Origin of the sequence: uncultured Sphaerotilus sp. (genome assembly GCF_963924895.1) — a bacterium.
Taxonomy (GTDB): Bacteria; Pseudomonadota; Gammaproteobacteria; order Burkholderiales; family Burkholderiaceae_C; genus Sphaerotilus.
Map to the genome: position 1 here is coordinate 1 of NZ_CAWURG010000001.1, position 20,725 is coordinate 20,725.

Consider the following 20,725-nt stretch of genomic DNA (forward strand, 5'->3'; position numbering starts at 1 on the left):
GAGCGGAATGAGGCGCGCCTCGGACGCGTGCGAAAACGGACAGTGGTTGGAGAGAAATATGACCATCAGCACCGGCGCGGCCTTGAAGTCGGCGAGGGTCAGGGGCCGCCCAGGCTGGTCCAGCGGGTGCTGCTGCCGGAACAGGCACACGTAGCGCTGGCGGAACAGGCGCCGCTGGAAGAAGCCGGCCTTGAGCTGCGGCAGCGGCCCGATGGCGAGGTCCACCTTGCCGGCCTCCATGTCGTCGCGCAGGGTCGTGGCCGTGGTGCGCACCGTGCCGAGCGAGAGGCCGGGCGCCTCCTGGCGCAGGCGTTCGAGCAGCCGGGGCAGGAACACGATCTCGCCGATGTCGGTCATGCCGATCGTCACCGCCCGCTGCACGCTCGCCGGGTCGAAGCGGCTGTGCTGGTTCAGGCCGCTGTGGATCATGCCCAGCGCATAGCCGATGGTGTCGCCGAGCTGCTCGGCAAACGGGGTCGGCATCATGCCCGCCGGCGTGCGCACGAACAGGTCGTCGCCGAACTGCCGCCGCAGCTTGGCCAGCGTGTTGCTGACGGCCGGCTGCGTCAGGCCCAGGTTCTCGGCCACCTTCGACACGCGCCGCTCGACCATCAGCTGCTGGAACACCACCAGCTGGTTGAGATCGATGTCCCTCAGTTCCATGGCTTCTCCATCCACATCACCATCATCGTAGTCATCATTTTCAGTGATGAATCACATTCACTGGATTCTATTGGCTGATCGAGACAAAGCGGGAATGATGCGGCTCACCCCACCGAAGCTGCCATGGACATCCTCGTTCAACCCCTCGACCGCGTCATCCGGGTCCAACCCGGCGCCAACCTCCTCCAGGCCCTGCAGGAGGCCCAGGTGCCGATGTCCTATTCCTGCATGGCGGGGCGCTGCGGCACCTGCCGCTGCCGGGTGCTGGAAGGCGAGGTGATGGACGGCGGCGGTCAGCAGCAGAACCCGCTCGCCAGTGGCGATGGCTACGTGCTCGCCTGCCAGACCTACCTCACCGAGCCCTGCACGATCGAGATTCCGGAGTCCGACGAGGTCGTGGTGCATCCGGCGCGCATCGTCAAGGGCACCGTCGTCGCCATCGAGGCGCTGACCCACGACATCCGGCGCCTCGTGGTGCGCCCGGCCAAGCCGATCGAGTTCTCGCCCGGGCAGTACGTGCAGCTGCAGTTCACGCCCCAGCACATCCGGCCGTACTCGATGGCCGGACTGAGCGGCGACGCGGTGTTCGAGTTCCATGTCCGGCTGGTTCCGGACGGGCGCGTGACCGGCTACATCGCCCAGGACCTGAAGGTGGGCGATGCCGTCCGGGTCAGCGGGCCGCTCGGCTCGGCCTACCTGCGGCGCAAGCACGAGGGCCCGATGCTCTGTGTCGCCGGCGGCACCGGGTTGGCCCCGATCCTGTCGATCCTGCGCGGCGCGGTCGCACAGGGCATGGCGAACCCCATCCACCTGTACTTCGGCGTGCGCTCGCCCCGCGATGTCTACGGCCTGCCGGCGCTCGAAGCCCTGCAGCAAGTGCACCCCGCCCTGCACGTGCACGTGGTGGTAGGGTCCGGCGGCGACCCGGCGACGCAGCGCTGCGGCCTGGTCACCGACGCCATCGAGCAGGACCACGGTGCGCTGGGCGGCTGGCGCGCCTACCTGTGCGGCTCGCCCCCGATGGTCGAGGCGGCCACGGTGGTGGTGCGCCGCAAGGGCATCGAGGCGGCGCACATCCATGCCGATGCGTTCTACAGCCAAGGCAGCTGACCCAGGAGACACCCATGAGCGAAACATCGACGATCTTCCCCACCGAACCGACCTGGGAGGGCGACGGCACCCACCGCATCCCCTTCCTGGCCTATACCGACGAAGCAATCTACAAGCGCGAGCTGGAACGCTTCTTCTACAAGGCGCACTGGTGCTACGTCGGCCTCGAAGCCGAAGTGCCGAACCCGGGCGACTTCAAGCGCACCGTCATCGGCGAGCGCTCGGTCATCATGGCCCGCGACACGGACGGCGCGATCAACGTGATGGAAAACGTCTGCGCCCACCGCGGCATGCGCTTCTGCCGCGAGCGCCACGGCAACCGCAAGGAATTCGTCTGCCCCTACCACCAGTGGAGCTACACCCTCAAGGGGGATCTGCAGGGCGTGCCCTTCCGCCGAGGCGTCAAGCAGGACGGCAAGGTGCAGGGCGGGATGCCGGCGGACTTCAAGACCAGCGACCACAACCTGACCAAGCTGAAGGTGGCCGTGCGCGGCGGGGTGGTCTTCGCCTCCTTCGACCACGAGATCGAGTCGCTGGAGGACTACCTCGGCCCGACCATCCTGGGCTACTTCGACCGCCTCTTCAATGGCCGCCAGCTCAAGATCCTCGGCTACAACCGCCAGCGCATCCCCGGCAACTGGAAGCTGATGCAGGAGAACATCAAGGATCCGTACCACCCGGGCCTGCTGCACACCTGGTTCGTCACCTTCGGCCTCTGGCGTGCCGACAACAAGTCGCAGCTGCGCATGGACGAGCACCACCGCCACGCGGCGATGATCTCCACCCGCGGGACGGCGGGCAAGTCCGAACAGACCGCACAGGTCACGCAGGTGTCGAGCTTCAAGGCGTCCATGCAGCTCCATGACCCGAGCTTCCTCGACATCGTGCCCGAGCCCTGGTGGAACGGCCCGACCGCGGTGATGACGACGATCTTCCCGAGCGTGATCCTGCAGCAGCAGGTCAACAGCGTCTCGACCCGCCACATCCAGCCCAACGGCCATGGCAGCTTCGACTTCGTCTGGACCCATTTCGGTTTCGAGGACGACAGCGAGGAAATGACCCAGCGGCGCCTGCGTCAGGCTAACCTGTTCGGCCCGGCTGGCTTCGTCTCGGCGGACGACGGCGAGGTCATCGAGTTCTCGCAGCAGGCGTTCGAGAGCAAGCCCTTCCACCGCGCCGTGGCCGAACTCGGCGGGCGCACGGTGGAGGACACCGAGCACATGGTCACCGAGACGCTGATCCGGGGCATGTACCGGTACTGGCGCGAAGTGATGGAGGCCTGAGCCATGACGACCACGACGACCCCCCTGACCTTTGAAGACTGGTTCGCACTGACCCAGCTCTACACCGACTATTCCAGTGCCGTCGATTCCGGACAATGGGATCTCTGGCCCGAGTTCTTCACCGACGACTGCGTCTACCGCCTGCAGCCCCGCGAGAACCACGAGCGCGGCTTCCCTCTGGCGACGCTCGCGTTCACCAGCAAGGGGATGCTGAAGGACCGCGTCTACGGCATCCAGGAAACGCTGTTCCACGACCCCTACTACCAGCGCCATGTCGTGGGCACGCCCGTGGTCCACGAAGCCGGCGACGGACGCTGGCGTTGCGAGGCCAACTACGCGGTGTTCCGCACCAAGCTGTCCGAAGTCTCGACCGTGTTCAACACCGGGCGCTATCTGGACGTCGTGGTGCGCACGCCGGCGGGGCTGAAATTCGCCTCGCGCGAGTGCATCTATGACTCCGAGATGATCCCGAATTCGATCATCTACCCGATCTGACCTGACCCGCATCCAACCGAACCGAGGTATTCATGAGCACCACCAACTGGGTCGATGCCCTGTCCGCCGACGACCTGCCCGAAGACGACGTGATGGGCGTGGCCGTGGCCGGCCGCGACATCGCGTTCTACACCGTCGGCGAGGCCGTCTACGCCACCGACAACCTCTGCACCCACGGCCACGCCCGCCTGTGCGATGGCTTCCTGGACGGCCACGAGATCGAATGCCCGCTGCACCAGGGCAAGTTCGACGTGCGCGACGGCAGCCCGAGCTGCGCGCCCATCACGGAAGCGGTGCGCAGCTATCCGGTGAAGGTCGAAGCCGGGCGCGTGTTCCTGCAGATCGACTGACGGCCCGGTGGCCGCGCCTGATGCCCTGCCAGCCGGGACACCCCGGTCGTCGCGAAACGGAACACCTGCAGACCTGGGGTGGGCACCCTCCGACCTGGGAGGACTTACTGCCCGCTGGCCGGCTTGGCGGGCGTCAGCGGCGCAGAGTGGTCGTTGTTCTGCCCGGGCAGGGGCATCGCACTGGACTCCTGGGTCCGGCTCATCGCGCTGTTGGACCGCCCGGCAGCAGGGTCTGCCTTGGCGGGAACGGCCGGTGTCAACACCGAACCTGCCTCTGGCACCGACGGGTCGGCGGCACCCGATGAGGTCGGCACCGACGGGTTCTGAGCCGGCGCCACCACGGGAGACGGAGGCTGAGACGGCTTCTTGTTGCAAGCGCTCAGCACCAGTGCTGTCGCGATCACCGCCGCCACCTGGAGTGCGCGGGATGGACGGTCAGCAGGAACGGCGGCAGGTGATTTCATGGGGGTCACTCCTGGAACGGGTGCTCCCATCGTCGTCGGGACGCCCCCGTCCATCCAGCACCCGACACGCCGACACGCCGTAGGACAGGCGCTCGATCTGCGGCTCCAGGCCAGATCGCGGAAGCCCGAAATCAGCCCTTGCGGCTCGCCTTCTTCTTCGCGGCCGGTGCGGTCATCGCCGCAGTCCACCACTTGATGTTCTCGTTCGTGGCCTCGGTCACTGCCGCCTTCACCAGTCGATTGGTCTGCGCGGTGGCTTGACCACGGAGCGAGCCGGCCATGCGGTTTGCCGCGCTGAGCCACATGCTCATGAACGGGTTCTTCTTCAACCAGGGATTGGACATGTCATTCCTTCGGTCCATGCACTCGAATTGGCGACCGCGGCCCTTCCCGCGACATCACCGCTGCCGGGCCAGTGGCCCCAGGACGAGTTGTTCCAGGGCGCCGAGCGCTCGCTCCAATTGGCCGGAAGCCAGAATGGATCGCTGAATCAGACCCGCCTTCACGGCGCCAGCGTACTGGAACCGCATGGCATCGAACGGCATGAACAGGAAAGCCTGTCCGGCTGCGCCGTACATCAGGTCCGGTCGCGGGCAGATGGTTGGTGCATGCATGGTTGGTGTCTGATGTGCCGAATCACGGCACACGCCTCGCTGCAGTGGTGGAATCAAGCTGTCAGCTTGGCAGACCCAGGCGGATCTGTCTGTGTCATGCCGCACAGTCGAAGCGGACGACCAGCGCACCAGGCGCCACTGGCGGAACGGCTGGCAAGACATCGGACGGCGACCAGTTCGCCGGCTTCGTTCAGATCATGGCAGCCGCCTTGCCAGCAGCCAGCAAGACCGGGTCCCAGACGGACGAGAACGGGGGCGCGTAGGAGAGGTCCATCCCGGCCACCTCCGCCACGGTCATCCTGTTCCACAGCGCCGTGGCCAGAACGTCGATGCGTTTGCCCGCGTCCGCCCCGCCCACGATCTGCGCGCCAAGCAAGAGGCCGCTCCCACGTTCGACGACCACTTTGACCTTCATCGGCTGCGCGCCAGGGTAGTACTGCGCGCGAGTCGATGCCTCAGTCGTCACGCCGATGGCGTCAAAACCCGCGGCCGCCGCCTCCTTTTCGGTGAGCCCGGTGCGGGCGATCTCCAGGTCCTGGAAGCGGGTGATCGCCGTCCCGAGCACGCCGCCGAATGCGGCGTTGCCGCCGGCGATGTTGGTGCCGACGACGCGGCCCTGCTTGTTGGCGTGTGTCCCCAGCGCCACCACGACGGACTGCCCCGTCATCCGATGGCGTGATTCGACGCAGTCGCCGGCGGCCCAGATGTGCGGCTGGTCGGTGCGCAGGCGGTCGTCGACGTGGATGCCGCCAGACTCGCCCACGCCGATGCCGGCCGCCCGCGCCAACTCGGCGTTGGCGCGCACCCCCAGTCCGATCACCACGATGTCGGCCTCCACCGCGCCCGTCACCGCGCCCGCCGCCGTCTCCACGGTCGCGACACGCCCGTCGATCACAGTGAAACCGGTGACCGCGGTGCCCAGCCGGAGGTCGATCCCTGCGGCCCGCATCGCGCCCGCGACGTCGGTGGCCATGTCGGCATCGAGCACGGCACCCATCGGCGCATCGAGCCGCTCCACCACCGTCACGTGAAGGCCCCGCTTGAGCAGGCCTTCGGCGACCTCCAGCCCGATGTAGCCCGCACCGACCACCACCGCTCGCCGTGCGCCCGCCACGAGCCATCGTTCCACTTCCGCCGCGTCGTCGAGGGTCCGCAGTTGCAGCACCCCCTTCGCGTCGATGCCGGGCCAGCGCGGCCAGAGGCCCGACGCGCCGGTGCCGATCAGGAGTTCGTCGAAATGCACCGTCGACTCGAGCCCGGCATCGAGGTCGCGCACGGTCACGGCGGAGCCCTTGACGTCGATGGCGGTGACTTCATGGCGCGTGCGCACGTCGATGCCCTTGGCACGGTGCTGCTCCGGGGTGCGGGCGATCAGGCTGTCCGGCGAGGTGACGATGCCGCCGACCAGGTAGGGCAGGCCACAGGCGGCGTAGGACGTTCTGGACGTGCGCTCGAAAGCCACGATCTCCAACTCGTCCACCGTCTTCATCCGCCGCGCCTGCGCCGCCGCGGACATTCCTGCGGCATCGCCGCCGATGATCACCAGCCGTCGTGTCACTGTTCAGCTCCAGGGTCATTGCGATAGAACTCGCCAACTTCGATCGAATGGAACAGCGTGTCAGAGTGACTGCGCACTCGACCAGTACGTCTGTTCGACCTCGACTCAGTGGCCCATCAGTGCGGCGTGGACCGCCTGGTCAAGCCGGTCAACGCCGGCGGAGACATCGATCACCTTGCCATTGAAAAAGTAGGTGGGCGTGGTGTGGACGCCGCTCTGCACGGCGGCTCGCCGGTGCTCCTGTATCCGTTGCGTGTAGATCCGATCGGCCATCTCACCGTTGAAGCGGTTCATGTCGAGCCCGATGGACTCTGCGCACGCGGTCAGTCCGGGCAAGCTCAGGTCGTGGGTCTGGGTGAAGAGCTTGCGGTGCATCGCCCAGAACTGGCCTTGCGCCGCCGCAGCCTCGGACGCTTCGGCGGCCAGTTCCGCATGGGGGTGCATCATGGTGAAGCCTTTCTGAGACGACCACGGCAGCGGTCGGGTTACGGTAGCGAAACACCTTGATGACGCGGTGCAGCCTTCGTGGGTGCGCTTGTCATCTCGTCATGCTGCGGCCATACCGACCCGCTCGTCCGTTCGCCACCGCACACCCGAATGCGGTCGCCGTCACCAGGGAGCAGGTCAAGAACAGCCCGGACATCGACACCGAGCAACTGGTGACGAGGCAGCACGAGCGCTGTATCCCGGGTACGCCGGCCTGGCGGGTGGCATCACCGGGCGGAACCAAGCCATCGAAGAAGGCGCCAAGGCCGAGCGCGCGCGACACCGCGGCGACGATCCGCAGGGGGCCTGGACGCACCAGCACCTGATGAGCGTCAACGGCCGGTGTTCGCCCGGTAGGCTGGTCTGCCTGTAGAGGAGACCCGGAGGGTCGAGCGGGACTTTGTGGCGCTCGGGTGAGTGCACGACCCGCAATCGTTCCTGGGTCTGGATCGCTGGCACGTGGTTTCTCCTGCCGAGCAACTGCGCGCCCGCAACCCTCAGCCCCGGCGCGGCATCGCCCGCATGCCCCGCACAAGGTCAGCCGCCTGCGCCTTCACGTACACGGAGGTCACCCGCAGATCCGAGTGCCCCAGCAGGCTCTGCAGCACCTGCGGCTGCATCTGCTTGATCGCCTCGTTGGCGAAGGTGTGACGCAGCCAGTGCGTCGAGGCCCGCGTGAACTCGGCCGCTGGCGGTGCCCCCTCGCGCGTGGCCGCTTCGTTCGCCACGTCCCTGAAGAAGCGCCGCAGCAGCCCGTAGATCGCCGAGCGCTCCAGCGCGCCGTACCGATCGGCCTGCGCGGGGCGCTCCCGGTCCACGAACGGCACGCCGCGCGCGTCCAGGTCCCGCCTCGGCGGCGGTCGCCGCAGGATCCCGATCAGTGGCCGCCACCCCTGCAGGTGTTCGGCGCGCAGGGCGTCCTGGAGCGCGTTGCTCGTGGGCACCACTGCATCTGCCCCCTGGTCGTTCGCGGCCATGCGCTCGCCCGCAGCCGTGGTCGGCAGGCTGTTGGGCACCTGCACCCGCTTGACGGCATCCTCGAACCCCACCCCCGCGGCGTCCATGTCCGCATGGTGCCGCGCCATCAGCACCTTGATGTCGTCGAACACCATCACCGTGCGCAGCTTGCCACCCTTGCCGATCACGTCCAGCAGCCACGCGGGCTCCCCGTCCACCAGCTCCTGCCGCAAACCCTTCATCCGGGTCGTCGCCAGCTCCGACAGCCGCAGCCCTGTCGTGCTCGCGAGTTCGAGCAGCAACTGCAGCCGCCGCCGCGCCGGCGTGTCCGGCCGCTCCCGCAGCACCGCCATGGCGAACGACCACTGGGCCTCGTTCAGCGACCGGCGCACGTCGATGCTGGGCTTCACCAGCCCCAGCGTGCGGCCCAGGCCGGACATCGCGTTGGCGCGCAGGTAGCCCTTGTCGTGCATCGCCGCGAACAGCCCGCCGAGCACCGCGAACTCGTGGCGCTGGCTGTTGCGGCCCAGCGGACCCCGGAACGGTCGCCACGCGGCGTCCTCCCGGCGCACCTTGCGCGGCTGCACCCAGTCCGGCGGCGGTGCCGTGACAAACGCCTGGTAGGCCTGCAGGTCCGGCTCCTGGAGCGACGACAGCGCCTTGCGCCGCACCTGCAGGCACCAGCGGTAGAACCGCTCGGCGATGCGGGCGTAGTCGCGCCGGGTCTGGCCCTGGTAGCGGCTCAGCCACTGCTGGATGGCCTGCACATCGGTCTGGGCGCCCCAGACGTTGGTGTCGGGCGAGCGGAACAGGCCGTCGCGTCCGGAGAGCGCATCTGGGAGGGCCATGTCCATGACCGGGACCGCGACCGGCATCAGAGGATCCGTGCCACTGGTCAGATCAGCCAGATCAGCCAGATCGGTCACCGGCGCACCTGCCAGGTCACGCTGGCGCAGCCGTGCGAGGTCGCTCTCGGGCCGCAGCGCCGAGTCCCGAATCGCTTGGTCCCCCTGCTGCGCGATCGGCACGAGCCACGCCACGAGCCGCACGGCGCGCACCGCGCCCAGCCTTGATACCGTGCGGTGCCAGCGAAAACCCTGCAGGTTGATGTAGCGAACCAGGTCGCCCAGCGACTGCACCCCCACCCGGGCCAGCGCGCGCGGCAGGCCCGCGCCCAGCCAGAACCCGGTCTCGTCGTCCAGCCGCGCCTCGCGGGCCAGCACGCGCTCCAGGGTGGCCAGCGCGTCGATCACGGCGCGGCGCTGCGCCGGGGTCAGTCGTGGAGTCACTTCGGGGTGAGCGGTCTCGGCCAGGCGTGCGTGGACTGTGGCCGAGAGGGCAGGGGCGGGCTCAGGGGAGAGGGCGGGCATGGATGCCGACGCCGACGCTGGCGGTGCGTGGCCGAACGCCTCCCCATAGAGGTCGATCCACTCGGCCTGCGTATAAAAATCTTCCTCGATGCCCGAGGCGCCGCACTGCGCGGACCGCCAGTCGTCCAGGGAAGGGGCGGCCGACGTGGTGGCGGTCGGCGGTAAGGTGTCCTGCCGTGCCCCCCGGGCCGGCACGAAGTCCGGCAGCGCGCGCAGCGCTGGCAGCGCCACCGCCAACTCAGCCGCGCACGCCTGCCGTGCCCCCGCGTGTTCGATCGCCTCGACCACCTGGCGCAGGCGGCTGACAAAGTGCCGCCGGTCGCTCGGGCCGCCCGAGAACGCGAGGTAGCGCGTCCAGGCCTGCTCCAGCTCGACGCCATCGAGCAGCGCGCGCAGGAACGCGAAGTGGTGACGCCCGAGGTGGCCGGCGTGTTCGTGCAGCAGCCGGGTCTGGGTGCCGCGTGGACGGCCGCGTGGGCGGTTTGGCGTCACGGTCACCCAGCGAGGGTCTCGACCTCGAAGCCCACGATGTTGCGGTCGACTCGGCTGAACTCCACGCCGATCAGGTGGATGGGCTCACCCCGGCCGCGGTACTTGTCCGCATAGCCCCGGTCGCGGATCTGCGCGAGGGCCTTGCCCTGGGGGACGAGTTCCACCACCTTGAACTCGAACACCCACACCGCACCACCTGCCAGCACCGTCATGTCGATGCGGCCCTTGTTCGTCGAGTCCTCGACCCGGATATCGAGCCCGAGCGCGGCGAAGTGGCTGTAGAACACGCTGGCCCAGTAGCCCTCGAACTGGGCAATCGGACTGTTGCGGTACCAGTCGTTGGGGATGCTGGCGAAGAAGGCGTGGAACAGCTCGCGCAAGGCCGCCACGTCGCCGGCCTGCAGCACGCGCCACAGCCGGCTGATCTGCGCCTCGGAGGCGGCCGCGTCGCCCATGTAGCGCTTGAGCAGGCTGTCGTTGAGGCTGGCCTCCACCTCCAGGTTCGGGTACTTGAGCGTGAACTCCATGCGCCCCGGAATGGCACGCACCTGGCCGATGGTCAGGTAGCCGGCCTGGAACAGCAGCGCCTCGGGCTGCATCGTGTCCACGTCGAAGGTGGACAGCAAGGCCTCGCTGGCCACGATGCGACCCAGGTCCGGGGTGAAGATCCGGCGCTCGGCCAGCAGGTTGACCAGGAAGGTGGGCGTGCCCGTCTCGAACCAGTAGGGGTGGAACTCGCGCCGGTCGAACAGCCGCAGCACGTCGAAGGGGTTGTAGACACTGGTGCCGCGCCAGTTGTAGCCGTTGTACCAGCGGCGAATCTCGTCGCGGTCCAGCCCCGGCAGTTCCGGCGCGAAGACGGTGTCGATGTCCTCATCGGTGTAGCCGCACAGCGCGCTCCAGCGCGGGTCCAGCGTGATGTCGACCAACTGGTTCAGACCTGAGAACAGGCTGACCTTGCTGAACTTCGATACGCCGGTCAGGAAGACGAACTTCAGGTGCTCGTCGACGTACTTCAGGCTCTCGTACAGCGCCTTGACGCCCTCGCGCATCTGGGCGGCCAGGGTGCGGTCATGGAGGTGGTCAAGGATGGGCTTGTCATATTCGTCAACCAGCACGACCACGGTGGCGCCATGGCGCTCGCGCGTGCGCTGGATCAACTCACTGAACCGGCCGGAAACGCTCTGGTGCTGGCACTGCACACCCAGACGCTTTTCGTTCTCGTCCAGGATCTCGAAGATGCGCTGCTCCAGGCGCTCCGGGCTCCCTAGCCCACCACCAGCAAAACTGATGCGAACGATCGGATGGCGCTGCGACCAGTCCCAGCGTGTCTCGGCGGCCAGGCCCTCGAACAGCCCGCGGTTGCCTTCGAAGAGTTCCTTGAAGGTGTCCACCAGCAGGCTCTTGCCGAAGCGCCGGGGGCGGCTGAGGAAGAAGTACGAACCCGACTCGATGAGGTCGATCGCCAGACCCGACTTGTCCACGTAGTAGCAGTCCTGGTCGCGCAACTTGGCCAGGGTCTGGATGCCGACGGGGAGCTTCTTGCGGGGCAGTGCAGGGGTGGCGGGGCTCATGGGACAAGTGTAGTGGGGGCGGTCGGCTGGCGATGCGGCGTCAGGTGGGGCTTGCGGCCACCGCGTTCCCATGTGCACTTACGTGCGCCAATCTTCGCTGGGCATGATCCGCCGCATGAACTCATCGAACAACGGGACCGTGAACGCGGTGTCGCCGTGGCTGGGGCTCCAGATCATGCCCTTGACAATCAGCGAGCTGCGCACGGGACCCAGCGAACTGACTTCACGCTTGAGACACTCGGCGATCGCCCCGGATCGATGGGGGCCGGGACCCAGCTCGGACATGGCACGCAGGTAGCGCTTTTCCTGGGGCGTCAGCCGATCGAAGCGCACTCTGAAGAAGCTCTCGTCGAGCGCCGCCACGGCCGTGGTCGTCGCCTGCTCGACGTCATCGGCATTGATGGGGGACTCGACAGCGGCTTCCCAGCTCCGTTGGCCCCATTCCTGGAGGAAGTAGGGATAGCAGCGTGTGTCGGCCAAGATCCGCTCGACGGCGCCGAAGGTGATTTCAGCGCCCTCCGCCTCGATGGGCCTGGTGATGGCACGCACCGCTGCGTCAGCGCTGAGCGGGCCAATCTCGGGAAACGTGAACAGGCGCTCGGCGTAGGACTTCGCATTGCCCATGCGCCCGCGCAACTGCGGCAGACCAGCACCCACGAGGAGCACGGGTGCCTGGCGCTGGGCGCAGCGGTGCATCGCGGTGATGAGGGCCGCCAACTGGGGCTCGGGCACGTACTGAAGCTCGTCGACGAAGAGCACCAGGGCCGTGCCGGCCGCCTTGGCCGCCGCGCCGGCGCTTTCCAGCAGTTCCTGCAGGTCGTGCTCCAGGTCGCCGTTGTCGGCCAGGCCGGGCTCACCTTCGTAGTCCAGACCGACCTCGATGTCGCCGTAGGTGACCTTCAGGGCCTTGGCGAAGCCCGCCAGGGCGCGCAAGCCTCGCACGGCCAAGTCCTTGGCATGCGCCAGCTTGCTCAGCCGCAGCAACGCCACGCGCAACCGCGGCGCCAGCAAGGCGGGCAGCGAGCGATCCTCGGGGGCTTCGATGCGGACGGTGTGCACGCCCGAGGCTTCCGCGTCGTAGCGCATGCGGTCAAGCAGCACCGTCTTGCCCACGCCGCGCAAGCCGACCATCAGCACGCTGCGCGCGGACTTCCCCGCTCGCGTGCGCTCTACAGCGACGCGAACGGTTTCTCGCAGGTCATCGCGACCAGCGAGTTCCGGCGGCGGGGATCCGGCGCCAGGGGCAAAGGGGTTCTTGACGGCGTCCATGCGTCAAGTGTAGAGAGTTTATAAAAGTTATTAAATAACGATAATATCGATCAGCCGCCCCTTGCGGGGCAGTGCGGCGGCGGCGGGGATGGCGAGCCGGCGTCAGGCCTGGAAGGCGCACTGAGCGTACTCAAGGCCTGTCACGGCGGCCAGACGGGGTCGTGCGGCCTCTGTGGGGCTCAAAAACCACCCCCGTCAATCTGGCAAGTGGGCGATGAGCATATTTTTCTGACACCCTGAGAAGGGTGATTATCAGGGCGTCTGTTGGTGATAAAAATGTGGCCAGGCCGGTCGAGGTCGCTCACACAACAGAAGATGTGTCCAAGTTTCAAGCGAAGTTGTGTTCCATGCGTGCGGGTCACGTTCCCGTCCGGATGCTGCGCCAAGCAGCGTTCAGTAATGAGACGGTAGCGGTAGATGTGCGATCGACCAAAGCCGCAGGCCGCGCGGATGTCCGCCTCGCTCGCGCCATTGAAGTGCCTTTGTGATGCCTTCATTTGACCCGCATTCGCCTGCCCCGTTTCAGCGCTTGGCTTCGTGCAATCGCCTTGTTCCTCGCCTCCACAAGGTTGAGGATGCCCGTGGCAACTCAACTGCGCACAATCCTCTTTCGCCTTCACAAGGATCGCCGCCGAGGTTCGTCCCGCCCAATCGGGTGCGCATGCGGGGTTGTGGTCTGGGACTCTTGAAGCGGGGAGCGTGCAATGCCGAACCTTGCCTTGCTGGATCTGGTGGCACCCTACGTGCTGCGCGGGGAAAACCTCGGGGCCACGCATGCCACGCTGTCGCTGGTGCGGGTCGTGTCGTTCGAGACAGCCACCGATGACTTCGGCGTCGTCGTGCGTGGCCGGTGCGAGTTCAACGGCCACGCGAGCATCGACCCCACCGCAGGAGGCCTGCGCATCGACGCTGGCGTGGATGAAGGTGCCGCCGCCTTCGACCCCAGTCGGCGCGACCCGGTCTTCGACATTCGCGAAACCACGATCGCGTTCGAACTGTTCGTGCCGCGCGCCGGCTCGGCCATCGTGGCCGCCGGGGCCATGGCAATCAGCGCCCCCGCGTTCTCGCCGACCCGCGATGTCTTCGACGCCTGGGACACCTTGCCCATCGAAGTTGACTTCAGCGACTACCCGACCACCGGCTTCACACTGGACCTGCTGCTCGATGCCCCGTCGCTGCGCCCGCCTTTTCTTCACCCGGCCAAGCTGAACGACCAGGGCCTGCTGACGCCCGACACCGCCGTGCGCGAGGTGTCGCTCAGCCTGCCCAAGCTGCGCTTCCGGCTGACACACGGCAACGCCATCGGCAGCCAGCTGACCTTCGACCTGGTGTCGGCCGGCGTGTCCAGCCTGGACGATCCCGGCGACATCGGCGTTGCGGAGCTGATCGGGATGACGCCGCCCTATGCCTTCGTCGGCGGCGACCACGACCGGGTCTTCGGCATCGGCTTCCGCAGCGCGACGCTGGATCTCTCGAACGACTCCACCCCGCCCGCGGTGATGAGCAAGTGCGGCGTCGGCGACGACTGGACCGGCCTGTACCTGCCCGAGGTGCGCATCTTCATCTCGCCGGAAGGGGCGCGCGACTTCGCCTTCGAAGCGGGCGCCAGAGAGCTGCTGATCGGCTTCGGGTCGGGCGACGGCATCTGGGGCGACTTCGAGGCGGCGCTCGTCAACCAGGGTTCGGGCGAGCTGAAGCTCACCGCCCGCTTCATCGACACCGATGGCCGCACCTACGGCATCGACCGCGTCAGTGACACCGAGGCCCGCGCCCGGGTGCCGGCGCTGACGCGCATGGTGGTCGATGTCTCCGGGGGGCGGGCGCCGTACCAGCGCAAGGTGCGCGTCGGCGGCGGCGCCGAGCAGAGCGGCATGGCCTTCGCCATCGACCTGAGCGCGGCGTCGCCCCAGGACATCGTCATCACCGTGGACGACACCAGCGCCACCCCGGTCCACGCCACGCTGACCGTCCACGCCGAGCGGCGCACCGCCACCCTGGCCCTGCCCACCCCCGGCCCCACGCCCGCCCCGCCGCTGGTGGCCACGCTCAGCGCCCCGGCGGACACGCCCCACATCGTCATCGCCTCGCAGACCGATGACGCCGTGCTCGTCACCACCGATCCGGCTGATCCGACCCTCTTCTGGAGCGTCGACGGCGGCGCCGAGCAAGGGCCGCAGGCGAGCCTGTCGGTGCCCCTCGCCCCCGGGGAGACGCACACGGTGCGCGCGCGCCGGCCGGGCATGGCGGTGCCGAGCACGCTCGACGTCTTCTTCTACTTCGACGAGCCCGCGGCCGTGCCGTCGGCCAACGAAGCCGGTGACCTGGCTCACTACGGCGGCGTCGGCGACAACCTCTCGACCCAGCGGGCCGTGAGCCGCATCGACCACCACCGCGAAGGCACCCACCGCGACCCGATCGACGCCTATCGCCGCTACTTCGACCTCGCGCCCGCCGCATCCACCCTGACGATCCGCGGCCACGCCAGCTACGAGGGCCACAACGAGGCCAGCGACCGCCAGTACAACTACCACCTGGCGCGGCGCCGCGCGATCACCGCCCGCGAGCGCATCGCCGCCGCCTTCCCGGCGAAGAACTTCAATTTCACGGGTATGGACCCCGGCGACGCCCCGCCCGACACCATGGCGGTCAACGCCTGGATCACCGGGTCGGGTTGGGCCAGCCATGTCGCCCCGGGCGACCGCAACTGGTGGCTCGCCCGCGTCGAACTGCCGCCCGGCCTGAGCACCGCCGAAGACGACGCGCAGGGCACGCTGAACCGGCCCACGGCGCCGCCGCCCCAGCCGGTGACGATCGAGCCGGTCGATCCGCCGGTCGCGTCACCACCGGTGCCCGACTGGTTCCGCTCGGTCAAGCTCAAGGTGCGGCTGGTGCGCAGCACGCTCGTGGCCGGCGAGATCGAGGCCGAGGTCGATTTCCAGACCGCCTCCGAACAGAAGCTCGCGGCCTCGGGTGAACTGGACGGCCACCCGCCGCCACAGGGGCGCACCCTGCAAAACGGCGCCCCGCTCGGCCCGGACAACCCGGCCGACGGCATCACCAAGCTCCATCTGCTCTGCCAGGCCGACCCCGGCACCGGCCGCACGACCACGCTGATCTCGGTCGGTGCCGACCCGGCCGACAAGAACGGCCTGGCCTGCTGGGGCTGGATGCCCGGCGAGACGCCGCCCGCGGGCAAGGATTTCGGCCTGACGCTGCTCGGCAGCTACCTGAGCTTCTGGCCGCTGGCCGCCAGCGCGGCGGCGGGCGGCAAGGGCGAAGTAGGCGACGCGGTGCTCACCGGCACGGCGCTCGCGCTGCCGGGCGTGGTGGCCGCGCTGCCGTGGTTCCAGGTCGAGCGCGTCATCGTCTTCGGCGCCGAGTACCTGCAGCGCGACCGCGGCGACGAGTTCGAGGGCAACCTGCTGTTCGACGTCGGCATCGACTGGACCGCCAACATCCTCGACCTGATCAAGATCGAGAAGGAGCACCCGCTGTCAGTGCGCTACAAGGCGATCGGCCTGCGCTTCGGCAACCGGGGCGACGACGGCACCGAGCAGTTCGTGCTGCGCCCGATCTTCGACAGCTCGCGCGGCTACACCATCGACCTGGCCAACGGCGGCGCGCTCAAGATTGCCGAGCCGCTGGGCCAGATCCTGCGCGTGCTCGGGGCGAGGCTGTCGCGCACCAACCCGCTCACCTTCGAGATCGACATCGGCCTGGGCGTGGACCTCGGCGTGGTGTCGGTGGACCGCGCGAGCGTGCGCGCCTACCTCGACGAGCCGCGCCCGCCCGAACTCACCGCGCTCGCCGCGAGCGTGGACATCCCCGGCGCGCTGGTCGGCTCTGGCTACATGCAGGTCGGCTCGACCACCGACGCGCAGGGCCACGTCATCTCCACGATCGGCGGGCAGATCGACATCACGCTGCGGCCGATCAACCTGCGCATCGCCGCCGCGCTCGAGATCGCGACGATCCCGGCCGAAGCCGGCGGCCCCGCGACCGGCGTCTACGTCGGGCTGAACGTGGTGTTGCCGGTCGGGCTGCCGCTGGGCTCGACGGGGCTGGGCATCTTCGGTTTCCGCGGCATCTTCGGCATGCACTACGAGCGCAACCCGGCCATCGGCCAGGGCAGCGGCGTGCCCGCACTCGCCTGGCTCGCCGCGGCTGGGGGCAAGCCCCACCTGCTGATCAACCCGGACACCCAGGTCAAGCTCTGGACCCCGCACGTCGACCGCTGGGCCTTCGGCCTGGGCATGCTGATCGGCACGATGGAGGGCGGGGTCATCATGAACCTCGACGGCACGCTGCTGCTGGAGCTGCCCGGCCCGCGCGTGCTGATCATGATGAACGCGCGCATCGTCACGCCCCCGCCGAGCATGGACGCCATCGGCAGCTCGGGCGGCATCCTCGCCGTCATCGAGATCACGCCCGAGCACTTCCTGATCGGCATCCTCGTGCAGTGGGACATCGAGCACCTGATCAAGATTGTCATCCCGATCGAGGCCGTCTTCCCCTTCGGCGCCGACGCGAACAAGTGGCACATCTACCTCGGTGCGCGCAGCGACCTGGGCCACCCGGTCGAGGTCGATGTGCTCGGGATTGTCAAGGGCACCGGTTACCTGATGTTCAAGGGCGACGGCCTGCCCGCCTACACGGCGCACAACGCGACGCTGCCCGCCATCACCGGCTTCGGCATCGGCCTCGGGGTGGCCGCCTCGTTCACCTGGGGCGATACCGACATCGGCCTGTACCTGCGCATCGGCGGTGGCATGGACGCGGTGCTCGGGCTCGACCCCTTTGTGCTCGCGGGCACGGTGTACGTCAGCGGCGAACTGCGCCTGTTCATCGTCTCGATCGGCGCCGACGCGCAGCTCACGGTCATCGTCCGCGAACAACCCGGCGGCGACCTGGCGCTCTACGTCCACGGCGAAGCGTGCGGCCATGTGAGCTTCCTGTTCTTCGAGGTGCGGGGCTGCGTGTCGATCACGATCAGCGAGCCCGAGCCGCCGCCCGCCCCCATGCCGATCCTGATCGACAAGGTGTCGCTGAAGAGCCGCTCTCCTGCCCTGCTGCAGGGCACGGGCGTGGACCGCGGCATCGACGCGAGCCTGGGCGACGCGCTGGAACTGGCGCTGCCTGGACGGCCCGCCTTCGACGACCCGCGCCTGCTCGCCGTGCCGATCGACGTGGTGCCGGTGGTCTCGATGAAGGTCCCGCCCGTGGCCGCCGCGGGGCTCAAGGTGACCGGCCTGGGCACCGACGTGACGAACGCCCCGGGCCTCCCGGCCGACGGCTTTGCCGAACGCGGGGGTGAGCGCTACCGCTACGAGCTGGTCGAGGTGGCCATCGAGCGCATCGACCCTGCCACCGGCTCGGTCATCAGCCCCGCGGTCCAGGGCAGCACGGCCCCGGTCGTCTGGTGGGCGCTGCAGGACGCGACCGGCACCAACGCCATCGCCCAGCTCGCGCTTTTCACCTGGGAGCCGACGCCCGCGACCAAGGCGATCGAGAAGAACGAGCGCCTCGAAGAAACCATCCATGAGCGCTGGGGCCGCGTCTGCGAGGACCCCGCACCGCCGGCCGACGTGCTCTGGACCTTCCGCTGGGAGCGCTATGGCGCCTCGCCGGTGGGATGGGATCTCGAAGGCACCGCCTGGCCCGACCCGGCCGGCACGCGCCGCTCCACCCCGCCCGACACGACCTTGCATGTCTCGGAGCGCTGGCGTTCGGGTGACACCTCGCTCGACGCCCTGCGCGGGATCTTCCCGGCGCTGGTCGTGGGCGGTCTGGTACCGTGTTACCAGAAGCCCCAGGGCCCCGTGCCTGGACTGCCCCTCCCCGGCAGCAACATCGGCAACAGCCCAGTCAACACCCCTCGGCTCGTCGTCGGGGGGCAAGGGCCGGTGCAGTCGCTGACCGCGGGTCCCTCGGGCGCGGCGGTTGCCTCCACTGACCCGGTGCACCGCGCCTTGGTCAAGTCGACAGACCAGGTGCCGCTGCGCATCAGCCCGGCACTCCATGCCAAGGTGGCGGCCGATCTCCTCGTGCGCCAAGCCGCCACGCTGCCGCTGGCCGAAGTGACCCGGCGCCTCCAGCACGGTGAGGCGCTGAGCCGCGCCGATCTGGACCGCACGTTCGGCCCCGGCGCCCCCGCACAGGCGGCGCTCAACGTCCAGGCCGCCACCGCACCGCCCCGGCAGTGCGAGGTGCGGCTGCTGGAAGCCCCGATGTACGACGACGGCCGCCCCATCGTCTTCGGTGATCCCGCGAAGAGCGACGAGGTCCGCAAGCGGCTGAAGGCGCTGGGCGTGACCCGCGGCCCGCTCGACGATGTCATCACGCTCGATCTGGGCGCCTGTGCGCGACTGGACCTGCTGGTGTTCGTGCGCCGCGACCTGCTCGAAGGCAAGCGGCTGGTGGCCCGAACACTCGACCCCGCCGGGATGGAACTGGACTCGGTGTCGGCGAGCACCGCCGACCTGGTGCCGCCCAAGGCCCTGCCGCCGCACTGGACCGACTCGAACGGGCCCTGGGCCGACGACATCGCCGAACTGCTGTCGTGGAACCACCCGGGCTGGGTGCCGGTGTACTTGCGGCTGGGCAAGCAGCCGAAGGCCGCGCGCGTCGAGATCGGCACGCGGCACACCGATCAGTCGACCAGCCTCCAGGACAAGATGGGCACGCCCAGCTACTTCGTCGCCGCGATCTGCGCGGTGCGCCAGTCCGAGCTGCAACGCAGCGACTGGGACACCACCCAGATCGACAAGGAGCGCAAGGTGATCGTCAGCGCACTGGGCCCGGCCAGCAGCGACAACGTGCTGCTGTTCCCGAATGCGCTGTACCGCCTCACCGCGCACTGGCACGGCCAGCGCAAGGGCGACGGCACCGAACGGGGCACGGTGGCCACGCCCGAAGCCCAGACCTTCTGGTTCAAGACCGACCGCATCGAAGGCGAAAGCGCCGTGCCGCCCGCCCCGGTCTTCGCCTCGACGCCGCCACTGCCGGTGCGGCTGGAGCCCTGGCTGCTCGTCACGCTGCCGGCCGACCGCGAGACGGCGGTCTTCGGGGGCGAGCCGACGCGGCTGGTCTTCAATACCCACGACGTCGACCGCGTGTTCGCCGCCTACGGCAAGGAGTTGCGACTGCGCTTCCAGGCTGCGTCGGCGCGCCACCCGGCGCCGAGCGGCGTGCCGCACCCGTTCCCGCTGAACAGCGTGACGATGCGGCCGATGAAGGCGACGGTCCTGTCGCCCTGGGAAGACATCGTCGCGGAGATGTTCGACGGCAGTTGCATTCCGGTGGACGAGGACCGCGTGCGCCACAGCATGGTGGACATCCCGATCCCGCTGGAGCCCTTCACCGACTACATCCTTGACGTGGAACTGGTCGCGGCCGGCGCACCCGACACCGCACGCGGGCCCAGCGTGTTCCGCCGCCACTTCTCCACCGGCGGGTTCGCGACGCTGGCCGATTTCGCCACGGCGCTGCAGTCGCCCAAGGTCAGCGGCCGGTACTGCGAGCCGGGCGCGTTCGAAGCCGTGCGGGCCTGGTTCAACGGCCGTGTGCCGCAGGGGCCGGAGCTGGACAACCAGTGGCGCGCGCAGGGGCTGGAGCCGCTTGCTGTGCCGGACCGCGCGCGCATCGTCGTGTTCTGGTCGCAGCAGGGCGCGAACCCGCCGCAGCCGGAGGCGGTGCTGATCGACGCGACCGAGCCGATGTGGCGCTCGCGGCCGTACCCATGCCAGGTGGAGGACGATACCGGGCCGGTGAAGGCCGAGCGCTGGGTGCTGGCCGACACCGAGTGGCTGCAACTGCAGGACCTCAGCGCCGCGGGCGTGGTCGCACCAAACGGCGTGATCCGCGCCCCGGGCGGGCAGCGCGCCCTCGTGGTGCTGGCGCCGAACGCCCGAGGCAAGACCCTGAAGATCGATCTGGTGAGCCTCGCCTTCCCTGCGCTGCCGTTCCTGAACCAGGGCGAACAGCGCGCCACCCTCATCGAGCGGGTCCTCGACCATGCTCCCTGGGAAGAACTCTGAGGAG

General features: G+C 68.7%; 14 protein-coding genes. 5 read left to right on the forward strand and 9 right to left on the reverse strand.

The genetic code is table 11. From position 1 onward, the window contains the following. Positions 1–663: LysR substrate-binding domain-containing protein (locus AABN02_RS00005; RefSeq protein ID WP_338412869.1), on the reverse strand; the 663-nt coding region annotated here is incomplete at its 3' end. 123 nt (positions 664–786) lie between these two features. Between AABN02_RS00005 and AABN02_RS00010 the strand changes: the two genes are divergently transcribed. Genes AABN02_RS00010 through AABN02_RS00025 form a run of 4 tightly spaced genes read left to right on the forward strand, consistent with a single transcriptional unit; the run spans position 787 to position 3,901 of the window. Further along, positions 787–1,773, forward strand: coding sequence for a 2Fe-2S iron-sulfur cluster-binding protein (locus tag AABN02_RS00010; RefSeq protein ID WP_338412870.1), 987 nt, complete (start codon positions 787–789; stop codon positions 1,771–1,773). A gap of 14 nt (positions 1,774–1,787) precedes the next feature. Continuing rightward, positions 1,788–3,056, forward strand: coding sequence for an aromatic ring-hydroxylating dioxygenase subunit alpha (locus AABN02_RS00015; protein ID WP_338412871.1), 1,269 nt, complete (start codon positions 1,788–1,790; stop codon positions 3,054–3,056). Positions 3,057–3,059: 3 nt separating this feature from the next. After that, positions 3,060–3,551, forward strand: a complete 492-nt coding sequence (locus tag AABN02_RS00020; protein ID WP_338412872.1) for an aromatic-ring-hydroxylating dioxygenase subunit beta — start codon at positions 3,060–3,062, stop codon at positions 3,549–3,551. 32 nt (positions 3,552–3,583) lie between these two features. Beyond that, the gene (locus tag AABN02_RS00025) at positions 3,584–3,901 is read left to right on the forward strand and encodes a non-heme iron oxygenase ferredoxin subunit (RefSeq protein WP_338412873.1); all 318 of its coding nucleotides are present in this window, start codon (positions 3,584–3,586) and stop codon (positions 3,899–3,901) included. A gap of 104 nt (positions 3,902–4,005) precedes the next feature. Here the strand turns inward: AABN02_RS00025 and AABN02_RS00030 are convergent, their stop codons facing one another. The 8 genes from AABN02_RS00030 to AABN02_RS00065 all read right to left on the reverse strand — a co-directional run bounded on the left by AABN02_RS00030 (position 4,006) and on the right by AABN02_RS00065 (position 12,685). Further along, on the reverse strand, positions 4,006–4,365 hold the full coding sequence (locus AABN02_RS00030) for a hypothetical protein (RefSeq protein ID WP_338412874.1): 360 nt from the start codon (positions 4,363–4,365) through the stop codon (positions 4,006–4,008). 131 nt (positions 4,366–4,496) lie between these two features. Then, positions 4,497–4,709 (reverse strand): hypothetical protein, encoded by a 213-nt coding sequence (locus AABN02_RS00035; protein ID WP_338412875.1) that lies wholly within the window; start codon positions 4,707–4,709, stop codon positions 4,497–4,499. A 54-nt stretch (positions 4,710–4,763) separates the two neighbouring features. After that, complete coding sequence (locus tag AABN02_RS00040) at positions 4,764–4,979, reverse strand: hypothetical protein (protein WP_338412876.1); 216 nt, start codon at positions 4,977–4,979, stop codon at positions 4,764–4,766. Positions 4,980–5,169: 190 nt separating this feature from the next. After that, positions 5,170–6,537 (reverse strand): FAD-dependent oxidoreductase, encoded by a 1,368-nt coding sequence (locus AABN02_RS00045; RefSeq protein WP_338412877.1) that lies wholly within the window; start codon positions 6,535–6,537, stop codon positions 5,170–5,172. Between the two features lie 105 nt (positions 6,538–6,642). Beyond that, positions 6,643–6,984 (reverse strand): DsbA family protein, encoded by a 342-nt coding sequence (locus AABN02_RS00050; protein WP_338412878.1) that lies wholly within the window; start codon positions 6,982–6,984, stop codon positions 6,643–6,645. Between the two features lie 536 nt (positions 6,985–7,520). Beyond that, positions 7,521–9,848: a phage integrase family protein gene (locus AABN02_RS00055; protein WP_338412879.1), complete on the reverse strand. Its 2,328-nt coding sequence runs from the start codon at positions 9,846–9,848 to the stop codon at positions 7,521–7,523. After that, on the reverse strand, positions 9,845–11,416 hold the full coding sequence (locus tag AABN02_RS00060; protein WP_338412880.1) for an ATP-binding protein: 1,572 nt from the start codon (positions 11,414–11,416) through the stop codon (positions 9,845–9,847). Before AABN02_RS00060 ends, AABN02_RS00055 begins: the two co-directional genes overlap by 4 nt. A 78-nt stretch (positions 11,417–11,494) precedes the next feature. Next, positions 11,495–12,685 (reverse strand): ATP-binding protein, encoded by a 1,191-nt coding sequence (locus tag AABN02_RS00065; protein WP_338412881.1) that lies wholly within the window; start codon positions 12,683–12,685, stop codon positions 11,495–11,497. A gap of 704 nt (positions 12,686–13,389) precedes the next feature. Here AABN02_RS00065 and AABN02_RS00070 point away from each other — a divergent pair. Continuing rightward, complete coding sequence (locus AABN02_RS00070) at positions 13,390–20,721, forward strand: hypothetical protein (protein ID WP_338412882.1); 7,332 nt, start codon at positions 13,390–13,392, stop codon at positions 20,719–20,721. Positions 20,722–20,725 lie beyond the last annotated feature (4 nt).